Source organism: Bradyrhizobium sp. sGM-13 (assembly GCF_018398875.1).
Classification (GTDB): Bacteria; Pseudomonadota; Alphaproteobacteria; order Rhizobiales; family Xanthobacteraceae; genus Bradyrhizobium.
On record NZ_JAGWDK010000024.1, the window covers coordinates 41153 to 63067 of the forward strand.

26 protein-coding genes and 1 pseudogene are annotated in these 21915 nt (G+C 62.8%); 10 read left to right on the top strand and 17 right to left on the bottom strand.

The genetic code is table 11. The annotated features are described in order from the left end of the window. Positions 1-25: 25 nt before the first annotated feature. From KJQ96_RS28670 to soxC, 7 genes are read right to left on the bottom strand one after another with little or no spacing between them, the layout of a single operon-like run. Positions 26-331: a hypothetical protein gene (locus KJQ96_RS28670; RefSeq protein WP_213289727.1), complete on the bottom strand. Its 306-nt coding sequence runs from the start codon at positions 329-331 to the stop codon at positions 26-28. Positions 332-339: 8 nt separating this feature from the next. Continuing rightward, entirely contained in the window at positions 340-1206 is an 867-nt protein-coding gene (gene soxA, locus KJQ96_RS28675; RefSeq protein ID WP_213289728.1) for a sulfur oxidation c-type cytochrome SoxA, read from the bottom strand. After that, entirely contained in the window at positions 1203-1514 is a 312-nt protein-coding gene (gene soxZ, locus KJQ96_RS28680; protein WP_213289729.1) for a thiosulfate oxidation carrier complex protein SoxZ, read from the bottom strand. Before soxZ ends, soxA begins: the two co-directional genes overlap by 4 nt. 16 nt (positions 1515-1530) lie before the next feature. After that, positions 1531-2025 carry a thiosulfate oxidation carrier protein SoxY gene (gene soxY / locus KJQ96_RS28685; RefSeq protein WP_213289730.1) on the bottom strand — a complete coding sequence of 165 codons (495 nt, stop codon included), beginning with the start codon at positions 2023-2025 and terminating at the stop codon, positions 1531-1533. 56 nt (positions 2026-2081) lie between these two features. Continuing rightward, complete coding sequence (gene soxX / locus KJQ96_RS28690) at positions 2082-2411, bottom strand: sulfur oxidation c-type cytochrome SoxX (RefSeq protein ID WP_249734654.1); 330 nt, start codon at positions 2409-2411, stop codon at positions 2082-2084. Positions 2412-2461: 50 nt separating this feature from the next. Next, a complete protein-coding gene (locus KJQ96_RS28695; RefSeq protein WP_213289732.1) occupies positions 2462-3136 on the bottom strand; it encodes a c-type cytochrome in 675 nt (224 codons plus the stop codon). Beyond that, positions 3120-4364 carry a sulfite dehydrogenase gene (gene soxC / locus KJQ96_RS28700; protein ID WP_213289733.1) on the bottom strand — a complete coding sequence of 415 codons (1245 nt, stop codon included), beginning with the start codon at positions 4362-4364 and terminating at the stop codon, positions 3120-3122. The genes KJQ96_RS28695 and soxC overlap by 17 nt, the downstream gene beginning before the upstream one ends. A gap of 219 nt (positions 4365-4583) precedes the next feature. Here soxC and KJQ96_RS28705 point away from each other — a divergent pair, with 219 nt between their 5' ends. Both KJQ96_RS28705 and KJQ96_RS28710 read left to right on the top strand, forming a co-directional pair. Further along, on the top strand, positions 4584-4973 hold the full coding sequence (locus KJQ96_RS28705; RefSeq protein WP_213289734.1) for a helix-turn-helix transcriptional regulator: 390 nt from the start codon (positions 4584-4586) through the stop codon (positions 4971-4973). A 36-nt stretch (positions 4974-5009) separates the two neighbouring features. After that, a complete protein-coding gene (locus KJQ96_RS28710) occupies positions 5010-5696 on the top strand; it encodes a DUF938 domain-containing protein (protein ID WP_213289735.1) in 687 nt (228 codons plus the stop codon). Between the two features lie 14 nt (positions 5697-5710). On the opposite strand, the gene KJQ96_RS28715 is transcribed toward KJQ96_RS28710, so the two are convergent. Next, positions 5711-6580: a protein-L-isoaspartate O-methyltransferase gene (locus KJQ96_RS28715; RefSeq protein WP_213289736.1), complete on the bottom strand. Its 870-nt coding sequence runs from the start codon at positions 6578-6580 to the stop codon at positions 5711-5713. Between the two features lie 94 nt (positions 6581-6674). Between KJQ96_RS28715 and KJQ96_RS28720 the strand changes: the two genes are divergently transcribed. From KJQ96_RS28720 to KJQ96_RS28735, 4 genes are all read left to right on the top strand, one after another. Further along, positions 6675-7169 (top strand): type II toxin-antitoxin system HicB family antitoxin, encoded by a 495-nt coding sequence (locus KJQ96_RS28720; RefSeq protein ID WP_213289737.1) that lies wholly within the window; start codon positions 6675-6677, stop codon positions 7167-7169. Between the two features lie 135 nt (positions 7170-7304). Continuing rightward, positions 7305-8549, top strand: a complete 1245-nt coding sequence (locus KJQ96_RS28725; RefSeq protein ID WP_213289738.1) for an MFS transporter — start codon at positions 7305-7307, stop codon at positions 8547-8549. Positions 8550-8563: 14 nt separating this feature from the next. After that, positions 8564-8923 carry a nuclear transport factor 2 family protein gene (locus KJQ96_RS28730; protein ID WP_028351909.1) on the top strand — a complete coding sequence of 120 codons (360 nt, stop codon included), beginning with the start codon at positions 8564-8566 and terminating at the stop codon, positions 8921-8923. 181 nt (positions 8924-9104) lie between these two features. Then, complete coding sequence (locus KJQ96_RS28735; protein ID WP_213289739.1) at positions 9105-10337, top strand: MFS transporter; 1233 nt, start codon at positions 9105-9107, stop codon at positions 10335-10337. On the opposite strand, the gene KJQ96_RS28740 is transcribed toward KJQ96_RS28735, so the two are convergent. Further along, a complete protein-coding gene (locus KJQ96_RS28740) occupies positions 10300-10776 on the bottom strand; it encodes a helix-turn-helix domain-containing protein (RefSeq protein ID WP_213289740.1) in 477 nt (158 codons plus the stop codon). The genes KJQ96_RS28735 and KJQ96_RS28740 overlap by 38 nt on opposite strands. A gap of 92 nt (positions 10777-10868) precedes the next feature. Here KJQ96_RS28740 and KJQ96_RS28745 point away from each other — a divergent pair, with 92 nt between their 5' ends. Together KJQ96_RS28745 and KJQ96_RS28750 are read left to right on the top strand one after the other, a co-directional pair. After that, the gene (locus KJQ96_RS28745; RefSeq protein ID WP_213289741.1) at positions 10869-11723 is read left to right on the top strand and encodes a class I SAM-dependent methyltransferase; all 855 of its coding nucleotides are present in this window, start codon (positions 10869-10871) and stop codon (positions 11721-11723) included. Next, complete coding sequence (locus tag KJQ96_RS28750) at positions 11720-12220, top strand: DUF2938 domain-containing protein (protein ID WP_213289742.1); 501 nt, start codon at positions 11720-11722, stop codon at positions 12218-12220. Before KJQ96_RS28745 ends, KJQ96_RS28750 begins: the two co-directional genes overlap by 4 nt. Before the next feature lie 10 nt (positions 12221-12230). Here KJQ96_RS28750 and KJQ96_RS28755 read toward each other — a convergent pair. Together KJQ96_RS28755 and KJQ96_RS28760 are read right to left on the bottom strand one after the other, a co-directional pair. Continuing rightward, positions 12231-12724, bottom strand: a pseudogene (locus tag KJQ96_RS28755) (VOC family protein). A 222-nt stretch (positions 12725-12946) separates the two neighbouring features. Beyond that, positions 12947-13492, bottom strand: a complete 546-nt coding sequence (locus KJQ96_RS28760) for a carboxymuconolactone decarboxylase family protein (protein WP_213289743.1) — start codon at positions 13490-13492, stop codon at positions 12947-12949. 162 nt (positions 13493-13654) lie between these two features. Here KJQ96_RS28760 and KJQ96_RS28765 point away from each other — a divergent pair, with 162 nt between their 5' ends. Beyond that, positions 13655-14839, top strand: coding sequence for an acyl-CoA dehydrogenase family protein (locus KJQ96_RS28765; protein WP_213289744.1), 1185 nt, complete (start codon positions 13655-13657; stop codon positions 14837-14839). Positions 14840-15020: 181 nt separating this feature from the next. After that, positions 15021-16160 carry an acyl-CoA dehydrogenase family protein gene (locus KJQ96_RS28770; protein WP_213289745.1) on the top strand — a complete coding sequence of 380 codons (1140 nt, stop codon included), beginning with the start codon at positions 15021-15023 and terminating at the stop codon, positions 16158-16160. 186 nt (positions 16161-16346) lie between these two features. Here KJQ96_RS28770 and KJQ96_RS28775 read toward each other — a convergent pair whose 3' ends face one another. The 6 genes from KJQ96_RS28775 to KJQ96_RS28795 all read right to left on the bottom strand — a co-directional run bounded on the left by KJQ96_RS28775 (position 16347) and on the right by KJQ96_RS28795 (position 21861). Then, positions 16347-17387: an amino acid ABC transporter substrate-binding protein gene (locus KJQ96_RS28775; protein WP_213289746.1), complete on the bottom strand. Its 1041-nt coding sequence runs from the start codon at positions 17385-17387 to the stop codon at positions 16347-16349. Positions 17388-17442: 55 nt separating this feature from the next. Further along, complete coding sequence (locus KJQ96_RS28780) at positions 17443-18042, bottom strand: L,D-transpeptidase (RefSeq protein ID WP_213289747.1); 600 nt, start codon at positions 18040-18042, stop codon at positions 17443-17445. 176 nt (positions 18043-18218) lie between these two features. Continuing rightward, complete coding sequence (locus KJQ96_RS40500) at positions 18219-18317, bottom strand: DUF2474 domain-containing protein (protein ID WP_197427214.1); 99 nt, start codon at positions 18315-18317, stop codon at positions 18219-18221. 29 nt (positions 18318-18346) lie between these two features. Further along, positions 18347-19357, bottom strand: a complete 1011-nt coding sequence (gene cydB, locus KJQ96_RS28785; RefSeq protein ID WP_249734640.1) for a cytochrome d ubiquinol oxidase subunit II — start codon at positions 19355-19357, stop codon at positions 18347-18349. Then, positions 19354-20751: a cytochrome ubiquinol oxidase subunit I gene (locus KJQ96_RS28790; protein ID WP_213289748.1), complete on the bottom strand. Its 1398-nt coding sequence runs from the start codon at positions 20749-20751 to the stop codon at positions 19354-19356. The genes cydB and KJQ96_RS28790 overlap by 4 nt, the downstream gene beginning before the upstream one ends. A 129-nt stretch (positions 20752-20880) precedes the next feature. Next, complete coding sequence (locus KJQ96_RS28795) at positions 20881-21861, bottom strand: hypothetical protein (RefSeq protein ID WP_213289749.1); 981 nt, start codon at positions 21859-21861, stop codon at positions 20881-20883. Between the last annotated feature and the right edge of the window lie 54 nt (positions 21862-21915).

Sequence of the window (21915 nt, forward strand, 5' to 3'; positions counted from 1 at the left end):
CGGGTCTCCGCGCGTCGTAACGGTGTCAGCGTATTTCCAGGTCCTTCCAGCGGGTCTTCTCGCTGGTGGCCTGGAAGATCGAAGCTTTGGCCAGCGCCTCCGCTTCCTTGGCCGACGCGGTGGCCTTATCGAAGTCACCCGCATCCGCTGCCTTCTTCGCCGCCGCCAGCGTGTTCGCCGTGGTGGTCCATTGGTTGCGTAGCTTGCCGGCCTCCTTATTGGCGGCCTCGGCCGCGGCGTAGGCTGCCTTGAATTCGTCCTCAGAGCCCGCGGCGAGCGCGGGCACAGCACCCGCGGCAAATAGTGACAGAACTAATGCGGATTTCTGCATCAAGTTCCTCATGGCCGCGCTCCCGGACCTGAAATCGGCAGTCCGTTGCTGACATAGGACAGGTAATATTCGACATTGCGATATTCGTCGTCCTGCGGGCTGAGCGGCACTGCGCGGATCTGGCTGTTGCAGGTGGTGAAGCGCCGGCTGGTGGTGCCCATGCCGCTCCATTCGGAGCGGTAGATCGGCATTGCGTTGACGATGCCAAGCGCGGGCGCAAGCACCTCAGCGCGGATCCGTTCGCCCGGGCTCTGCACATGGCAGGTGGCGCAGGAGAAGTTGAGCTGTCCGCGCCGGGTGTAGAAATATTCTTTGCCGTTTTCGTAAGCCGCGAGCGCGCGCGGATCGTTCGGGATCTTGATGTCCATCGGCTTGCCGCGCGAGGTGAAGGCCATGTAGGCGGTCAGCGCCGCCATTTCGTCCCTTACGTAGGAATAGGGCGGTTCGCCATTAGCCTCGCGGCAGCGGTTCAAGGCCAATTCAAGCGTGATGACCTTGCCTTCCTTCTCGTCGAAGTAAGGGTAGTTCTGGCGGATGCCGATGCCACCGTTCGGGAAGCAGTCGGCATAAGTCTTGCCGTTCTTGAACGGCTTGGAGAACATCTCCTTGCCCATTTCGAGCGAGAACTCGTAGGGCGGGAACTGTTCCTTCTCCTGCCACTGCCGATAAAGGTCCTCGTTCATCGAATAGGGACCGTTGACGAAGTCCTCGAACTTTACCTTGGGAAATTTGTCTCTGAAGAACTTCTGGAACGCCTTGGCGTCGGCGACAGGATCGATCTTGTCGTCGGCTGCCAACAGCGGCGCGCCCGCCAGCGTCAGCGCGGCCAGCGCAATCGTGGCGGATGCCAGAAAGATCGCGGATCGCAGCTTCATTGGATCTTCGCCGTAGTGGTGTCGGTCGCGCCCTTGTTATCGACCCAACTGATCTTCAGCTCGTCGCCCTTCTTGGCTCCCTTGAACGCGAACTTCACATAGGGGTCCTTGGAGATACCACCGCCCCAATCGGCGGCGAACACGTTCTTGCCGTCATGCTCGAAGGTGAGCTGCTGGATGAAGTGCGGCGGAATGGTCTCGCCCTTGGCGTTCTTGATGAACCCGGAATCCATCGGGTGCTGGATCAGTGCCTGCACCTCGGTGATGTCGCCGTTCGAAGAAGCGCGCACGCGAATGGTGGATGCCATGTGAGTTCTCCCTGCCTTAACCGCCGCAACCGCCGACCGTGACTTTGACTTCCTTAGAGGCGCTGTAGAGCTTGCCGCCGGCTTCCACCAGCACGGTCACGTTGCTGGTCTTGGCCATCTTGATGCGGTTGGCGACGCTCGGCAGCGTGCCGGCCGGGATGTTGTACTTTGCGATCAGCACGTTCGGATTTTCGCTGACGAGGAACGCAACCGAGGTTACGTCGGCAAGGCTTGTAGAGACCGAGATCGGCACCACGGCGCCGTTCTCGGCGATTTCGGGCGCGTCCATCTTGACCTTGTCCGATGGCTCAGCAGTCTTGCCGTAGAGCGTCTTGATGACGTCGGCGTCACTCTTCTGCTTAAACGCCTCTTCCGGGTATTTGTCGTTGGCCGCGGCGAGCGCCGGCGTCAGGCCGAAGGGGAGGTTGCCGAGACCGATGAGCGCGACTGCGCCTGCACCCTGCAGGATCAGTCGCCGCGTAGCCGAAAATCCAACATCAATCTTATTCATCGAAAATCTCCTAAAGCCTGCGTTGGCACGTCACAGGATTGATTTCTCGTCTTGCGTTAAAGCGTCTGCAGGAAATCCACCACCGCTTCGATTTCCTTCTCCGTCAGGATCCGGTTCCGTCCGAAGGGTGGCATCACGGTGAGCGGATTGCGCAGGGTCTCGTCGTTGAGGATGGCGACGAGATCCTCGCGCTTCGGATATTTGCTCTTGATGTCGACCAGTTCGGGCCCGATCGTGCCGGGAAGGTTGCCGCCCTTGATGACATGACAGGTCAGGCAATTGCCCTTGCTGCGGTCGAAGGCCAGCTTGCGGCCTTCATCCACCGCGGACTGCGCCTGCGCGGCGCCCGCGGACGCCAGAGCGATGAGCAGTGCCAACGCCGGCAGCTTTGCGGATTTCGTCGGGAAATGATCGGTCACAGGCGTTTCCGTAATTTCTACTTCTGTTGCATCGTGTCGAGCGGCCCGGTCGTGCGCGGCGTCAGATTCCTGCCCTCGGCCGTCGACGATATCCTGACATCGGCGGCGTTGACGCAATCGTTCATGCAGGGCTTTGTCATCGTATCGGGGCGCGGATCGGTCCAGATGAAATTGTCGCGATTGCGCATTTTGACTTTCGGCAAACTGTTGCGATCGGCAACGAATTCATGGGGAACGAGATCGTTAAGGTTCAGAATATAGGCGGTCAAAGCATAAACGTCATCCGCTGACAATGTATGCGGCGCCTGCATCGGCATGGCGCGGTTAATATAGTCCCACAGGGTCGGGGCGAACGGCCAGTAGCTGCCGACCGTCGGCTCCGGGCGCTCGTCCCGTAGCGATCCGACGCCGCCCACCAGTTTCGGAAACCGACCTTCGCCCTCGCCGAAGGTTCCATGGCACGCCGCGCATTGTTCGGCATAAACCTCCGCGCCCCGGTCGACGGTGCCGTTGCCGGGCGGCAGGCCCGTTCCGTCCTCGCCGCGCACGTCGATGTCCCATCCGGCGATCTGCGCCGGCGTGGCCACGCTGCCGTAACCGAACGAGCCCGGTTCGGCCGCGCCGGCGAGGTTTGCGGCGCAGGCAAGCAGAATGGCTATGATCGGCAGGCAAATCTTACGCGAGCTGTACATTGAAGACGCTTCCGTCTGATTTGACCTGCCAGGTCTGGATCGAATTGTTGTGGTAGACCGAGTTTGAGCCGCGCTGTGCGCGCAGTTGTGCAATTGTCGGCTGCACATAACCGTTCTCGTCAATAACGCGGGATGCGACCAGCGCGGGCCGGCCGTCCCAGCGCCAGGGCAGGGTGAATTTCGTCAGCGCCTTCGACAACACCGGCTCGTGCAGCCGCGCGGTCTGCCAGTTGACGCCGCCGTCCATGGAGACATCAACGCGCTTGACCTTGCCGTTGCCGGTCCAGGCCAGTCCCCGGATTTCATAGAGGCCGGGCCCATCGAGCGGCTTCTCGGGGCAGGGAAACGTGACGACCGATTTGGCGTCGATCAGCCAGGTGAAGCCGCGCGAGGTGCCGTCCGGCATCAGGTCGGTATATTTCGAGGTTTCCTCGCGGGTGTGCCATGGCTTTTCGCCGAGCTTGATCCGGCGCAGCCATTTGATGTTGACGTTGCCTTCCCAGCCCGGCACCACCAGCCGCAGCGGGTAGCCCTGTTCGGGCCGCAGCGCCTCACCGTTTTGCGCATAGACCACGAGGCAATCGTCGAGGCATTTGTCGAGCGGCAGGCTGCGGTTCATATGCGCGCCGTCGGCGCCTTCGACCATCGCCCACTTCGCCTGCTTCTTGATGCCGACCTCCTCCAGCAGCGTCGACAGCTTGACCCCGGTCCATTCCGCGCAACTGACCATGCCGTGGCTGAACTGCAGCGAGTTCATTTGCGCGGCGCGCCAGTTCATGCCGCCATTGGCCGGGCATTCGATGAAATGGATGCGCGACACGGATGGGAAGCGCATGATGTCCTTCATGGTGAGAAGCAGCGGGCGCTCGACCAGCCCGTGGATCATCAGCTTGTGCTGCGCCGGGTCGATATCAGGGCGGCCGGCGTGATGGCGCTCGAAGAACAACCCGTTCGGCGTGATGATGCCGTGCAGGTCCTGCAGCGGAGAAAAGCTCACTGACGATTCCGCGCTCGCCGTCAACCAGGGCACGTTGCGGCGGATGACGGAAGCTTCGGTATCGGCCGGGCGGCCATAGGGCCGGTCGACCACGCCGGCGCCGATCGATTGCGACCAGGGCGCGTCTGCGGGGGGAGATTCCTGCGCCGGGTCCGCTATGGCCTGTTTGCCGCCAACGGCAAGGCTGCCGGTCAGGGCTGCGCCGAGGCCAAGGAAGCGGCGGCGTCCCATCGGGATATCCGGGGCGGGGGGATCGGAGAGAACAGCCTTGCTGCGTAACGGGTCTGGCCGCACGTTTTCTTCCCCTTGCGGCCACATCGCCGCATCATTTTTTGCTTTTTTCAACCGGTATCCACATTTACTAATTTAGTCAATGCTAAAGAAAGGCCGGCGCACTAGTATGGTAGTGTGTGCTTCGCAGGCGCGGAAAATGATACTGGATTTGCAGTGATGAGAGCAGCCGCCCCGGCAGCCCAAGAGACAGAGCAACCGACTACGCAACAGACCGCCTTCGCTCCCGGCGTCGACGACGCGGCGGCGCTGAAGAAGCTGGCAAAGCAGGCCGGTGACGCCGCGCAGCTCCTGAAAATGCTCGCCAATGAGAAGCGTCTGCTGATCCTCTGCTTTCTCGCCGTGCGCGGAGAGATGACCGTGGGCGAGCTGGTCGCTGTCGTGAATCTCAGCCAATCCGCACTGTCGCAGCATCTGGCGAAATTGCGCGCCGATGGGCTGGTGGAATTCCGGCGGACCTCGCAGACGCTGCATTATCGCGTTGCCGACCAGCGTACACTACGTCTGCTTGGGGTGTTGAAGGAGATATTCTGCGGCGATCTGAAGTGATCGCTGTGCCACTGATTTTTTCGGGACCGAACTGCGATGGCTGAGTATGTGGTGGAATTCGGCAAGGATGGCCGGCCGGTCGAGCCCGACGGCCGGCTCGACGCGGCGGCATTCCACCGCAACCACGAACCGATCTGGGCGGTGCTGCAGAAATTTCTCACCGGCAAATCCGGTGACGCGCTGGAGGCCGGCAGCGGCACCGGCCAGCATGTAGTACATTTCGCAAGGCACACGCCCGACGTCATTTGGTGGCCGAGCGATCTCAATGAACGACATCTGAAGAGCATCGAAGCGTGGCGCACGCATGCCGGTCTGCCGAACATTCGTTCGCCGCTGCGGGTCGATCTCGCCGATCCAGCCTGGTGCCCAGCGATGCATGACGGCAGCGGACCGGGCAAACTGCTCGCGGTGTTCTGCGCCAATGTGATCCACATCGCGCCCTGGCGCGTCGCCGAGGGCTTGTTCGCTGGCTCGGCGCGCTATCTCCGCGATGACGGACGGCTGTTTCTCTATGGCCCGTTCAAGCGCGACGGCAAGCACACCGCGATGAGCAACGCCGTGTTCGACACCAGCCTGCGCGAGCAGGACGCCGAATGGGGCGTGCGCGATATCGCCGACCTCGAGAAGCTCGCCGCAAGCGTTGGCCTCACGCTGGTCGAAACCGAGCTAATGCCCGCCAACAACATGATTCTGACGTTTCGGCGATTGCACGGGCCAGCGTAGGCGCTTTCCGCACATCATTGATAGGCGAGGCACCACCCAACTCCGCGAAGCCAGCAGCGCTCATCAGGAATGGATTGGTCGCGGTACAGTCGCGTGACTTTCTGCCAGCCGCCACGGGCGAAAGCTGCGGCGAGAGCTCGTTCGGACGCCTCGTCGCGGCTCCCGGCGCAGGGGAAGATCGCAACTGGCGAGATCCAGTTTGCAAGATAGTCCACAGCTCTTCGCTCAATTCGGAACACTGCGCCGGCACTCGCCATGCGCTCCGGCGCAGTACCGCCAAATCCCTGATCTGACGTTATCGGTATGATCAGGCGACCGCCATCGGCCAGGCTGTCGAGCCAGCGTGTGGCGGGCCGTGTGCAGCCGGCATTGACGTAGATGACGTCGGCGGCATCGAACGGCACCTGTGCGCCGTCGCCCTCGATCACGGCGACATTCGCGTAGGGCGCCAGGCTGGCTCTGGCGCGGGCCGCGAGGGCTCCATCATATTCGATGGCCGTAACCCGCCCTGACGGTCCAACCAGGTGCGCGAGGATGGCGGTGTAATAGCCTGTGCCCGTTCCGACATGCACCACGTGCTCGCCGATGGCGGGTGCGGCCTGGTGAATGAGATGGGCGTGCAACGACGGCTGCCCGTTGTTGACGCCCCGCTCGGGCACGAGCGCGACCAGATCGTCGGTATAGAGATAAAGGGGATCGGCGTCGGGTGTCGAAACGTAGTCGCGTAGCCAGCGCCGCACCAGCCAGGGACCGGGCCCAAGAAAGTCCTCGCGGGGAATAGTCGCAAACGCCTGAGCCAGCCGCGCATCGACAACGCTTGCAGCAGCAAGGACCTGCTTGGCGTAGGCCGCACGAACGATGCGGAGTTCGGCTTGCGCGTTCATTTTTGCCCCTCCTCCTGGATCATGTTAGCGTTAATGTGTGATTTGACACACCATTTTGTGTGTTAAATAGCACAACAATCATGGGGAGGCCAGGGTGAAGAAGCGGCTCTATCCTGCAGTGCTGGAACGCGGTCCGCGCGGTGCGCTCGGCGCGTGGTTTCCCGATTTTCCGGGTTGCGTCGCTGGCGGGCGATCGCAAGAAGCGGCGATCGAGAAAGCGGAGGCCGCGCTGGCGCGCGCGGTGGACGAAATGGCGGAGCAGGGCAGGTCGCTACCGGAGCCAACGCCGATCGAACAGATCGCGCTGCCGAGGAGTGCCGACGTCGTCGCCTACTTCATTGTCGGGGTCGACCCGCCCGATCCGTCCGAACGCGTGAATGTCTATCTGCCGAAGAGCCTGATCACGCGGATCGACAAGCGCGCCACGGAGCTTGGCATGAGTCGTTCCAGCTTCTTCGGCTTCGCTGCCACGATTGCACTCGATTGGAGTCCAACCTTTCCGCATGCTGGCCTTGGGGATCCTCGCTCGAAGGTCCACAAGACGGGCGCGGTGCAAGCTGGGAAACGAGCAGGTAAGAAGCGGTCCTGATCCGACAGTTGCTTGCGTCCCTCGCATAGCGCGCGCCCGTTTGCGTCGGTTGTTCGCGCCGCTCTGCGTCTCCATAGTGCCGCGGAATCAATCAATGAGGCTCCCGGCCCCGGGGCCTGCCGGGCGGGAATGCCGATGCTGGATACGACAGCCACCGAAGAGATATCAAACGACGCCCGCGCGCGCGCCAACGTGCTGCGGCTCGCCGCGGCGCAGGCGCTGACCGGCGCCAATTCGGCCGTGATTTTCGCCACCGGCTCGATCGTCGGTGCGACGCTGGCGCCGACCATCTCGCTCGCCACCGTGCCGCTGTCGATGTACGTGCTGGGGCTCGCCGCCGGCACGCTGCCGACGGGCGCGATCTCGCGCGCCTATGGCCGCCGTGTCGCGTTCATCATTGGTACCTTCTGCGGAATCCTCACCGGTGCGCTTGCCGCCGCCGCCGTTCTCTACGCCTCGTTCTGGCTGTTCTGCTTCGCGACTTTCCTCGGCGGCCTCTACGGCGCAGTCGCGCAGTCCTATCGTTTTGCCGCCGCTGACGGCGCCAGCACAGCGTTCCGGCCGAAAGCCGTGTCCTGGGTGATGGCCGGCGGCGTGTTCGCCGGCGTGCTCGGTCCGCAGCTCGTGCAGTGGACCATGGATATCTGGCCGCCTTATCTGTTTGCGTTCAGCTTTGTGGTGCAGGCGTTCGTCGCGCTGGTGGCGACGGCGGTGCTGTGGGGCGTCGACGCGCCGAAGCCGGCACCGTCGGACATGCACGGCGGGCGGCCGCTGTTCGAGATTGCACGGCAACCGCGCTTCATTGCCGCGGCGCTGTGCGGCGTGATTGCTTATCCCATGATGAATCTCGTCATGACTTCTGCACCGCTCGCCATGAAGATGTGCGGGCTCACGGTGAGCGATTCCAATTTCGGCATCCAGTGGCACATCGTGGCGATGTACGGCCCGAGCTTCTTCACCGGCACGTTGATCGCCCGCTTCGGCGCACCGACAATCGTGGCACTTGGCCTGATCCTGGAAGCCGTCGCTGCCGCGATCGGCCTTTCCGGCATCACCGCGCTGCATTTCTGGGTGGCGCTGATCGTGCTCGGCGTCGGCTGGAATTTTGCCTTTATCGGCGCCTCGGCGTTGGTGCTGGAGACGCATCGGCCGCAGGAGCGCAACAAGGTGCAGGCGTTCAACGATTTCCTGATCTTCGGGATGATGGCGCTGGGGTCGTTCTCGTCCGGCCAGTTGCTGGCGCATTACGGCTGGTCGATGGTAAACATGGTGGTGTTCCCGCCGGTGCTGCTCGGCCTTGCAGTGCTGTCATTTGCGTCATTTGCCAAGCGTCGCGCGAAGCTGCAGGCGGTCGATGAGATTCCAGGTCCGAGCGTCTAATTACCGGAGGTCCCATGCCGTCGCGCGCCCGTCTCGACGAATTCATCGCCGCGGTCGTCTCCGGCGATCATGCCGGCGCGATCGAGCGCTTCTACACCGAGGACGCCAGTATGCAGGAGAACGCCGCTCCGCCACGGGTCGGCCGCGACGTGCTGGTGGCGCATGAGCGCGCGGTGTTGGAACGGGTCAAAAGCGTGACCTCGACCTGCGTGACCTCTGTCGTCGAGGGCGACCATGTCGCGATTCACTGGATTTTCGACTTTGTCTTTCATTCAGGCAAGACCGGGCGGTTCGACGAAGTCGCCTTGCAGGAATGGCGCGGCGACAAGGTTTGGCGCGAGCGGTTCTTCTACGATCCGTCGAAACCGGCCTAGCTGCCATCTGCTGACATTTCGGCCGGCGCCGAAGCAATTGCCCAGCGAGTCTGCTAACCTTCTCCGTCATGGCCGGGCTTGTCCCGGCCATCCACGTCTTTGACAGATCATGGAACGACGTGGATGCCCGGAACAAGCCGGGGCATGACGATGTGAGAAATAGCAAGAGAAGCAAACGACGTTGGACGCTCGCAACTACGCCACCATCGACGAGACCTCGATCCGCTACGACGGCTGGCGCATCGTCGTCGTGTGCTTCCTGCTGGCAACCTTCGGCTGGGGGCTCGGCTTCTACGGCCAGAGCGTCTATGTCGCCGAGTTGCAGCGGCTGCACGGCTGGCCGGCTTCGCTGATTTCGTCCGGCACCACGTTCTTCTATCTGTTCGGCGCAGCGCTGGTCGCCTTCGTCAGCGAAGCCATCAAGGCGTTCGGTCCGCGCAATTGCCTGATCGCAGGCACGTTGGCGATGGCCGCGGCGGCCGTCTCGATCGGTCAGGTGCGCGAGCCTTGGCAGCTTTACCTTGCGAACGCCGTGCTGGCGTTCGGCTGGGCCGGCACCAGCCTTGGCATCATCACCAACACGCTGGGGCTGTGGTTCGACAACAAGCGCGGCATGGCGATCAGCCTGGCGCTGAATGGCGCAAGCTTTGGCGGCATCGTCGGCGTGCCGCTGCTGGTGACCGCGATCGGCTATTTCGGCTTCTCTGGCGCGATGATGGCGTCGGCCGTCGTAATGGTTGCGTTGATGGTGCCGGTGATCCTGCTGCTGGTCGGACGGCCGCCGCTTCACCTGAGTACGGGCGGGCTCGAGACTGCCGACGCGCCGTCGCCGACGCAAATTCGCGCGCGCGCCTTTCGCGACATCGGTTTTCTCTCGGTGTCGTCGGCGTTCGCACTGGTGCTGTTCGCGCAGGTCGGCTTCATCGTTCACCTGATCGCATTTCTGGATTCGGTGATCGGGCGCGAGCGCGCCGCGATTGCGGTAGCGCTATTGACGGCAATGGCGGTGGTCGGTCGTGTGCTGTTTTCTTTCGTGATCGACCGGATGAACCAGCGGCTGGCGTCCTCGCTGTCGTTTGTCAGCCAGGCGGTGGCGCTGCTCATTGTCGTCAATGTGCATAACGAATACGTGCTGATCGCAGCCTGCGCGCTGTTCGGCTTCTCCGTCGGCAACCTCATCACATTGCCGGCGCTGATCGTGCAGCGCGAATTCGATCCGCGTTCGTTCGGCGTGCTGGTCAGTTTGATCACGGCGATCAACCAGATCACGTATGCGTTCGGTCCCGGCGTGGTTGGCCTGTTGCGCGATCTGTCCGGCAGTTACGCGCTGCCGTTCTACGGGTGCATCGGAGTCGAGCTGACGGCGGCGGTGCTGATCATGATCCGCGGGCGCGGCCCTGCTCGCGTCCAGTAGCGGCGAACGATTTGCGCGGCGGCCGCCGCGTCTTCCTTTCGCCAATAGCGCCTGACGCCGCGGCCCGCAGCAGGCGGCGGAAGGTGGGGCACTCCATGTGGCTCGGGGCGGGGCAGGCGGCGGCGTGGCGCAGGCCGTCGTGCATGGCGTTGAGTTTGCGGATCGTCCGCTCCAGCTCCTCGGCCTTGGCCGCCAGCATGCGCCGGTCGATGCGCGGCCGGCCGTCGGGTGCGAACATCCTGGCGATCTCATCGAGCGAGAAGCCGGCGGCGCGTCCGAGCGCGATCAGCGCCAGCCGGTCCAACACGGCCGGATCGAACAGCCGGCGAAGGCCGCGCCTTCCATGAGAGGCGATCAACCCCTTCTCCTCATAGAAGCGCAGGGTCGAGGCGCGAACGCCCGACAATCGAGCCGCCTCTGCGATATCGATGTCTCTCATGCCTTGACCTCAAGTTGACTTGAACTGGCAGAGTGCAGCCATCCGCGCCCACTTGGCAAGGCAGGAAACAGCTCTAGCAAAAGGAAGAGATCATGAATGTCGCGCAGCAGCCAGATGACGAACAGGCAAGATTATGGAACGGCCCTGCCGGACGTGGCTGGGTCGAGGCACGGGACGTGCTCGAGGAGATGTTCAAGCCCTTCGAGGATTTGCTGGTCAAGGCGGTGTCCGAGGCCGCAGCGAGCTGCGTGCTCGACGTCGGCTGCGGCACGGGCGCCACCACGCTCGCCGTCGCCCGGGCACTCGGCACCAAGGGATACTGCACGGGCATCGACCTTTCGGAACCGATGATCGCCGTGGCACGCGCCCGAGCAGCGCGGGACGGCCAACCTGCAAGTTTCATCTGCGCCGACGCCCAAACACACGCCTTCGCGCCCGCAAGTTTCGACATGATCATTTCGCGTCTCGGCGTCATGTTCTTTGCCGACCCCGTGCAGGCGTTCGCCAATCTGCGCCGGGCGGCACGGCCTGACGCGAGGCTGCGCTTCATTGCTTGGCGGGGTGTGGCGGAAAATCCATTCATGACGACGGCCGAGCGGGCGGCAAAGCCGCTGCTGCCCGACCTTCCCGCGCGTCGACCCGAAGGACCGGGGCAGTTCGCCTTCGCCGACCGGCGCCGGATCGAGACCATTTTGGAGGCGAGTGGCTGGACAGCGATCGACATCCGGCCGATCGATATCGTCTGCAGCTTTCAAAAGACGGAACTCGCCCGCTACGCCGGCTGGCTTGGACCGGTCGGCCTGTTCCTTCAGGGGGCGGATGAAGGCACCCGTGCACGGGTGATCGAAACCGTCAGCACCGCCTTCGAACCCTATATTCGCGGGCCAGCGGTCTCCTTCACCGCGGCGTGCTGGATGGTGGCAGCGGCCAACGGAGGCCATGCATGACTGAAGCGGCAGACTATCTGACATCAGCGGTGCTGATCGGGACGGGTGCAACCGTCGTGATGGACATCTGGACGATGATCCGGCAGCGCCTGCTTGGCATTCCGTCGCTGGACTCTGGTCTGGTGGGCCGCTGGCTCGGCCACCTCGCACGCGGGCGCCTGCGCCACGACCGGATTGCCGCGTCGCCGCCGCTGCGGGGCGAGCGACTGATCGGCTGGTCAGCGCATTACCTGATCGGGATTGTGTTTGCCGGCGTGCTGCTTGCGTTCTTCGGCCTCGATTGGACGCGCGATCCGACGATCGGCCCGGCACTGTTGGTCGGGATCGGCAGCGTGGCCGCGCCGTTCCTGGTGATGCAGCCCGCCATGGGTTTCGGCATGGCCGCGAGCCGCACGTCGCATCCGGCAGCTGCCCGACTGCACAGTCTCGTCACGCATGCGGTGTTTGGCGGCGGTCTCTATGCCGGCGGCTGGCTCACGCACCTGGTGCTACGTTGAATGCATTGGCCTACGCTTCCCGCTGCCGCAGCAAATCCTCCAGATCCAGCCGCTTGGTGAACATCGCGAGCGATCCGTCGGGTGCGCGGGGCCATTCTTCTTTCGGCCGGTCGCGATAGAGTTCGACGCCGTTCTGATCGGGATCGCGCAAATAGAGTGCCTCGCTGACGCCGTGGTCGCTGGCGCCGTCGAGCTCGATGCCAGCCTGGATCACGCGGTACAGCGCATCCGCCGCGCTGCGCGGGTGGGATAGAGAATGGCGGTGTGAAACAGGCCGGTGGTGCCCGGCGGCGGCGGATGGCCGCCTTTGCTTTCCCAGGTGTTGAGGCCGATGTGATGGTGATAACCGCCGGCCGAAATGAATGCCGCGCCAGAACCCATCCGCTGCATCACCTCGAAGCCGAGCACGCCGCAATAGAAGCCGAGCGCGCGTTCGAGATCGGCGACCTTGAGATGGACATGCCCGATCCGCGTGCCGGCGACGATAGGTGGGGATTGGGGCATGTTGTCTCCGCGTGTTGTCCTCAACCCTCGCCCCGCTTGGGGGTAGGCGTAGGTCGCCTTCGGCGGCCGTCCAATAAGGAACGCCGAAGTAGGCTTCGGCTATGTCTTACGCGAAGCGGAAAATCCGGGTGAGGGGGTACAGGTCTATCGGAGGTCACGTTTCGCGGAGCGAGCCCCTCACCCAACCCCCTCCCCGTGAAGAACGGGGAGGGGGAGGAGAGATCACGCAAGATCGGACACCTCTCCATCCGGCAGCCCGAACTCAAACGTGTTCAGCGTCATCGACACCATCGTGTAATAGCCGCACAGCCCGATCACCTCGACAATCCCGCGTTCGGTGAGCAGTTTTACCACTTCGTCATACAACGCTTTTGACACGCCGTGGCCCTCATGCAGCGACTTGGCGAGATCATAGATCATCTGGCCCTTGGGATCATCGAAGGTGGGCGTGCGGCGGTCGCGGATGTCCTCGATGATTTTCGGGTCCATGCCGCCCTTCAGCGCCAGGCGCTTGTGCGCATACCATTCGTAATGCGACGTCCAGTGCCGCGCGGTGACGAGAATGGCGATTTCGGAAAGCTTTGCCGGAAACATCGTGTTGAAACGGAGCTGCTCGCCAAGCCGCGTAGCGTGCCGCGCCATCTCCGGACTATTGAGCCAGGCCATCATCGGCGCCGGTGGGGCGCCGCGCTTGCCGGCGATGGCCTCGTCGTAGGTTTCTTTCTGGTCGGCGCTCATTTCGCCAGGCGAAAGCAACTTCAGCCGCATGCCGGTTTCCTCTTGCTTTTCAATCGCCACCGCTTTGCGCATACACCCGATCAGGCAGCGTGACCACCGCCAGATCGGCATGGGCTGACGTCAGACATATATTGAATTCCGCAACGCGAGGACTAAGGTCGCTTCCAAACATCCCACATGGAAACGCCTGATATGTCCGATCTGGAAACATTCCGCCGTGAAACCCGCGCCTGGCTGGAGGCCAATTGTCCGCCGGAAATGCGACGGCCGATGACCTCCGAAAGCGATACCTACTGGGGCGGTCGCAACGCCAAATTCTCCTCCGAGCCGCAGCGCGTCTGGTTTGAGCGGATGCGCGACAGGGGCTGGACCGTGCCGGACTGGCCGAAGGAATATGGTGGCGGAGGGCTGGAACCCGCCGAGCACAAGGTGCTGCGCGAAGAAATGGCGGCGATGGGCGCGCGCTCTCCGCTCTCGAGCTTCGGCATCTGGATGCTTGGGCCGGCGCTGCTGAAATACGGCACCGAGGCGCAGAAGAAAGAACACCTGCCCAAGATCGCCGCCGGCCTGATCCGCTGGTGCCAGGGCTATTCCGAGCCGAACGCCGGCTCGGACCTCGCCTCGCTGCAAACCCGCGCCGATAGCGATGGCGACGATTACATCATCAACGGCCAGAAGATTTGGACGTCGTATGCGAACTACGCCGACTGGATTTTCTGTCTGGTGCGCACCGATCCCACGGCGAAGAAGCATGACGGCATCAGCTTCATCCTGTTCGACATGGCCTCGAAGGGCGTGTCGACCAAGCCGATCTTGCTGATCTCCGGCTATTCGCCGTTTTGCGAAACCTTCTTCGATAATGTGCGGGTGCCGAAATCGCATGTGGTGGGCCAGGTCAACCGCGGCTGGGATGTTGCAAAATATCTGCTGCAGCATGAGCGGGCGATGATCTCAGGCACTGGAGAGCGCGGCATCGGCCGTCCGCTCGGGCAGGTCGCCGCCGACTCCGTCGGTGGCGATGATTCCGGTCGGCTCGACGATGCGATGCTGCGCAGCCAGGTTGCGGCGTTCGACATCGACGAGGCGGCGTTTGCGGCCGTGGCCGAACGCGCGATCGATCTCGCCAAGGCCGGCCAGTCGCATCCGGCGTTTTCGTCGGCGATGAAATATTACGGCACCGAGCTCAACAAACGCCGCCACGAGATCCTGATGTCGGCCGGCGGCATCGATGCGCTGGAATGGGAAAGTGAGCGCTCCAGAGGCGGCGCCCGCCCCCGCGCCTGGCTGCGCACCAAGGCCAACTCGATCGAGGGCGGCACCAGCGAAGTGATGCTCGGCATCGTCGCCAAGCGCATCCTCGATCTGCCGGGGGCGTAGTGCATCTAGGCTCACTCTCTCGTCGTCCCTGCGAAAGCAGGGACCCATAACCACCGCTGCTGAGTATTGATCGATCGTGACGCCAGCTCCATTCCTGCTCGATAGGCCGCGGCGTATGGGTCCCTGCGTTCGCAGGGACGACGAAGCAACTTAATTCACACTTCTGAGACGGAATTTCCTTATGCCCCTCGTCCTCACCGAAGAACAATCCATGCTGCGCGACAGCGCGCGCGGCCTCATCAGCGACAAGGCACCGGTGTCGCATCTGCGCAGCTTGCGCGACAGCAAAGACGAAACGGGTTTTTCCCGCGAGCTCTGGAAGGCGTTTGCCGATATGGGTTTTTCCGGGTTGCTCGTGCCGGAGAATTTCGGCGGCAGCGGGCTCGGCTGCGTCGAGGCCGGCGTGGTGATGGAGGAAATCGGCCGCACTTTGATGCCGTCGCCGTTCCTGTCGACCGCGGTGCTGGCGGTGTCGGCGCTGTCGCGCGGTGGAAGTGACGCGCAAAAGTCCGCACATCTGCCGAAGATTGCCGACGGATCGCTGCTGGCGGCGCTCGCGATCGACGAAGGCGCAAAACATCGCCCACTGCAGATCAATTTGCAGGCGGTGCGCTCCGGCAACGGCTTCAAGCTGAACGGCGCCAAGGCGCTGGTGGTCGACGGTCACACCGCCGATCTCCTGATCGTCGCGGCACGCACCGGCGGCGCGGCCGGCGAACGCGATGGGCTGACGCTGTTCCTGGTCGATCCCAAAGCAAAGGGAATTGCGATCGAACGCACCGTGATGGTCGACGCACATAATGCGGCGCGGACCGAATTCAGCAATGTCGAGGTCAATGCCGATCAGGTGCTCGGCGAGATCGACCAGGGCGGCGCGTTATTGGAGGGCGTGCTCAATATCGGCCGTGGCGCGGTAGCTTCCGAAATGGTCGGCCTGAGCGAAGAGGTGTTCGACCGCACCGTCACGTATCTGAAGGAGCGCAAGCAGTTCGGCAAATTGATCGGCGAATTCCAGGCGCTGCAGCACCGCGCCTCCCAGCTCTATATCGACATCGAGATCACCCGCGCGGCCGTTCTGAAGGCGCTGCAGACCCTCGACGGCGATTTCGAGCACGCTGGCGCCGCGGTCGCGGTCGCCAAGGCCCGCGCCGGCACCACGGCGACGCTGGCGGTGCAGGAGGGCGTGCAGATGCACGGCGGCATGGGCATGACCGACCAGTTCGACATCGGTTTCTTCATGAAGCGCGCCCGCGTCTGCCAGGAATTGTTCGGCGACAGCAACTACCACGCCGATCAGTTGGCGCGGATGAAGGGGTATTGATCGTCATTTCGGGGCGGGCGGCTGCCCCGCACACGGCTGTCATCACCCGCGAAAGCGGGTGATCCAGTACGCCGCGGCCTCTCGTATAGTTACCGGTGCCTCTGGAATACTGGATCGCCCGGTCCCAGTGCGCAATTGCGCACAAGGCCGGGCCACGACAGCGGTGGGCGTGGTCAGCGAAGGAACTCACCGTATCGGCGGGGCGTACTGAATTCCGCCGTTGCTCCACAGCGAATTCAGGCCGCGCGGGATCTTCAGCTTCGATCCTTCGCCGACATTGCGCTCGTAGACCTCGCCGTAATTGCCGACATGGCGGATGATGCGGGCGGCCCAGTCCTTGGGTAGGCCGAGGTCTTCGCCATAGGCGCCTTCGGTGCCGACCAGCCGCATCACGTCGGGCTTCTTCGACTTGAGCGCCTCGTCGATGTTCTTCGAGGTGATGCCGAGTTCCTCGGCGTTGATCATCGCATACAGCGTCCACTTCACTAGCATCATCCAGTCGTCGTCGCGCTGGCGCACCACGGGCGCGAGCGGCTCCTTGGAGATGACGTCGGGCAGGATGACATGATCGCTCGGCTGGATCAGGTTCAAGCGGAGTGCGTAGAGCTGGGAAACGTCGGCGGTGAAGGTGTCGCACTTGCCGGACTCATACGCTTTGAGCACATCTTCCAGCCTGGGAAACTTCACCTCGGTGTATTTCATGTTGTTGGCGCGGAAATAGTCGGCGGCGTTGAGCAATGTCGTCGTCCCCTCCTGCACGCAAACCTTGCTGTTGTTGAGATCCAGCGCGGAATCGATGTTGCGCGAGCGCGGCAGCATGAAGCCCTGGCCATCATAATAGGCGACCGCCGGGAAATAGAGGGCGTAGTTGCTCTCGCGCGACATGCTCCAGGTCGTGTTGCGGGAGAGGATGTCGACCTTACGGCTCTGCAGCTCCTTGAAGCGCTCGTTGGCATCGAGGGCTACGAACTTCGTCTTCTTGGGATCGTCGAAGATCGCGGCGGCGACCGCGCGGCAGAAATCGACGTCGAAGCCGGTCCAATCGCCCTTGTCGTCGGGGATCGAGAATCCGGGTAGGCCCTTGTTGACGCCGCACAGCACTTCGCCGCGGCGGATCGTCCGCTTCAGGGTCTTGGTGTCGTAACGCTCATAGGTGATCGCGCCAGCCGCAATCGCGATTGCGACCGCCAGCCCAATGAGGAGGCCGCCTCGAAATGTCCGTAGCATTTTTTTGAACTCACTAAGTGGAGGGAATGGATCGGCGGGAGAAGCAGCGTCGCAATTAAAGCTCCGGCTTCTGCCGCACGATCACCTTGGTGCCCACGGGCACGCGCTCATAGAGATCGGCGACGTCGGCATTGACCAGCCGGAAGCAGCCGGAGGAGACAGCGGTGCCAATGGTGTCGGGCCGGTTGGTGCCGTGGATGCGGTAGACCGTAGTGCCGAGATACATCGCGCGCGCGCCGAGTGGATTGCCGGGTCCGCCGGCCATGAAGCGCGGCAGATAGGGCTGGCGCGCGATCATCTCCGGCGGCGGCGTCCAGTCCGGCCATTCCGCCTTGCGGGTGATGTTGAGCAGCCCCTGCCACTGGAATCCCTCGCGGCCGACGCCGATGCCGTAACGCAACGCGCGGCCATTGCCCTGCACCAGATAGAGGTGGCGATCCTGCGTCGAGATGATGATGGTGCCCGGCGGTTCGTTGGTGCGATAGAGCACCGCGGTCTTCCTGAACTGCGGATCCAGCTCGACGGCTTCGTCGGGCAGCAGACCGGGCTGGTCGCCGACATCGGGCTGCCGCATCTGCGCCTGGCTCTGAGAGGCCGAAAGGATCAGACCGCCGGCGGCGATCGCCATCCAGATCAGGTGCCGAAATTTTTTCATCGCAGAAATTCTCCTTGTTGGCGCGGCGGCCTAATGGTTGGCGCTTTGGCAAATCAGCGGAACCATCAAATCTCAGGGCCGGCTTGATGGCAAGTTTAGGGCGAATGCGGCGGATACATGACTGAAATGTCGTCCATTTTCGTCGTCCACCAAATTCATGGGATATCCCGCCTGCCTTATTTCGGCGCGATCCAGAGCCGAAGGCAAAACGAAATCAGCGCGACGGTGCCGACGCCGCCGAGCCAGAGCGCGGCAAACCACAGCAGGCGCTGCATGAGAGGGCGAGGGGCCGGCTCGTTGGGCTTCAATGGTATCCACTCTCGGGTTTGACCTTGCCGCGGAACACCCAATAGGCCCAGGCGGTATAGCCGAGGATCAGCGGGATCAGCCCGGCGACGCCGACCAGCATGAAGAGCTGGCTGTTTTCCGGCGCCGCCGCCTGCCAGATCGTGATGCTCTGCGGCACGATGTAAGGATACATGCTGATGCCGAGGCCGGCATAGGACAGCGCGAACAACGCCAGCGTCAGGAAGAACGGCTGGTAGTCGTATTTGTTGGCGAGACTGCGCAGCAACAGGGCGGTCACTACAGCAACCGAAATCGGTACCTGTGCCGTCATGAGGACGTTCGGCCAGGCGAACCAGCGCTCGGTGTACTGTATATGGAGGAACGGCGTCGCGATGCTGACCGCGGCGATGGCCCCGAGCATCGCGAGCAACAGGACCCAGCTCAGGTGATAGGCGCGGTCGCGCAGCTCGCCTTCCGTCTTCATGACCAGCCATGTCGCCCCTAACAGCGCATAGCCGATCACCAGCGACACGCCGGTCAGAATGCTGAACGGCGTCAGCCAGTCCCACCAGCCGCCGGCATAGTGCCGCCCCTCGACATGCACGCCCTGCAGGATGGCGCCGAGCGCGATGCCCTGCGCCAGCGTCGCCAGCAACGACCCGCCGAAAAAGGCGATGTCCCAGCGGTTGCGTGCGGCTGTCGTCCGCCAGCGAAATTCGAAGGCGACGCCGCGGAACACCAGGCCGAGCAGCATCACGATCATCGGCGTGTACAGCGCCGGCATCAGCACCGCATAGGCCAGCGGAAACGCCGCCATCAGCCCGCCGCCGCCGAGCACCAGCCAGGTTTCGTTGCCGTCCCACACCGGGGCGACGCTGTTCATGATGACGTCGCGGTCGCGCTTCTCCGGAAACAGCGGAAACAGAATGCCGAGCCCGAGATCGAAGCCGTCCATCACGACATAAACGAATACGGCAAAGGCGATGATGAATGCCCAGACGGTAGCGAGGTCGACCGCGATGTTCATGAGCTGACCCCCTGGGCCGCCGGCGTGATGCCGGCGGTGCGGATCGGCGCCTCGTGCGATGGTCCCTCCTCGCCCGGATGCGGCGGCGCCGCCATCAGGCGCAGCAGGTAGATCACGCCGGCGGCGAACACCGCGAAATAGACGATGATGAAGGCGATCAGCGAGGAGGCGACGGCCGGTGCTGCCAGCGGCGAGGCGGATTCAACCGTGCGCAGCAATCCATAGACCGTGAACGGCTGGCGGCCGACTTCGGTGGTGATCCAGCCCGCGAGCACGGCGATGAAGCCCGCGGGGGCCATTGCGACCGCGAACCTATGCAACAGCCGGGAATCGTAGAGCTTGCCCTGAATACGCATCAACAGGCTGAACATGCCAAGCGCCAGCATGAGCAATCCCATGCCCACCATGATCCGGAACGACCAGAACGTGATCACGACCGGCGGCCAGTTTTCGCGCGGGACCGTGTCGAGGCCGGCCATCGGCGCTTCCGTCGAGTGTTTTAGAATCAGCGAACCCAATTTCGGCACTTCGACCGCATAGTCGACCCTTCCGGCGCTCTGATTGGGCAGGCCGAACAGGATCAGGGGCGCGCCGTGCTTATGGCTCTCGAAGTGGCCCTCCATCGCCATGATCTTCACCGGCTGGTGCTCCAGCGTGTTGAGTCCGTGCTGATCCCCGGCGATGATCTGAATCGGCGCCACCAGCGTCGCCATCCACATCGCCATCGAAAACATCACGCGCGGGCCGGCGAGGTGCCGATCGCGCAACAGGTGCCAGGCACCGACCGCGCCGACCACCAGCGCCGTGGTCAGATACGCCGCCAGCACCATGTGCACGAGGCGGTATGGGAACGACGGATTGAAGATCACTTTCAGCCAGTCGGCGGCGATGAACTGACCGGCCTCATTGACGGTGTGGCCGGCCGGCGTCTGCATCCAGGAATTGGCCGACAGAATCCAGAACGCCGAAATCAGCGTGCCGACCGCGACCATCAGTGTCGCCAGAAAATGCAGTTTTGGACCGACGCGGTTCAGGCCGAACAGCATCACACCGAGGAAACCTGCTTCGAGGAAGAATGCGGTGAGCACCTCATAGGCCATCAACGGTCCGATCACCGGGCCGGTCTTGTCGGAAAAGGCCGACCAGTTGGTGCCGAACTGGTAGGACATCACGATGCCCGACACCACGCCCATCGCGAAGGCGACGGCGAAAATCTTCAGCCAATAATTGAACAGGTTGATGTAGACCTCGCGCCCGGTCGCGAGCCACAGCGCTTCGAGCACGGCGAGATAGCTGGCGAGCCCGATCGAGAAGGCGGGAAATATGATGTGGAACGACATCGTGAAAGCAAACTGCGCCCGGGCCAATACGACCGCATCCCAGCCTTCGAACATCGACACCACCCGTCGCTAGTTTCGCCGGCCGCAATCTTTTTCGAAAATTGCCTCCGGACCAGACGTGTACCCTTACCACGCCCGATGCGACGATTGTACCTGCATGCCGCGCGGAACAGGCGTGCAAGCCTAGGCATCACCCGATGAGTTTAGTCTCAGCCGCCGAATGATCTCGGCCTGTACGGCGTGCGTCTGATCCTTGCCGGCCAGCGGTGGGCTGCGGATTTTCTTTCCCGTGCGAAGTCGAATTGTGATTACGTAGAGGCTATCCTTGCGACCGCCGCTCTCCACGTCGATGGCCTCGACATCGTCACCGCCGATCGTCTCCACCTCCGTTGTGCCTTTCCATGAAAGCCGTTCGATCCTGATCGCGCCATCGTGGGCGATCCAGCATGCACTTATTCGATGCAGATATCTGAGCAGCATGAAGGTCACGATCGCGCCGAGCGACCAGACGGCGATCCCGAGGGCGGACAATTTGCCGCTCCACAGTGCATAGATGGGTGGAAGGCTCAGTGTGCCGGCGAGCAGCACGGAGAGAACCTTGAGTCCTCGTACCCTTTTGGGATTGACCGGCTTGCCTAGTCGTATCCCGGCATTGACGGCGTCGAGCGGGTTCTCGGCCGGTTCGGGATCAGGAAGCCGAAGCAGCCGGGCAATGTGGACGGTGGTCTGGTGCACCTGGGTGATATCAGGCAGGGGAGGCGAGGTAAGCAAATCTCCCGATTCGGTCTCAAATACGAGGCTGAACTCGATTGATCTTCCGCTGTTCTTTCGAAGGTGCATCCCCGAAATTTCATCGTACCTGATCAGTTTTTTGTGCAACTTCCCGAATGGACGCTGTTCGCCGATCAGGATTTCGCCTGCTGTAATGATCCAGACGACATTGCGATCAAGTAGAGCTGCGCCGAGCAGGAGGCATCCGAACAGCAGTGCAAAAAGGGCGGCGATGCCAAGCCAATGTTCGTTCGGCAGGTGGCCAAGGCCAGGCAAGGCAACCAAACACAGGATTACGGCAGCGCCTGCGAGAGCGAGCCGCTCGTTAAGCGACGTGCCCTTGCGTAGCCTGACTTCATTCTCGTTAGTCGCAGCAACCATCGACGGCGGCAAGCATCATGACCGACGTGGTCACGTAAGCGGCTAAGTGTACGGCTGAAATACGGC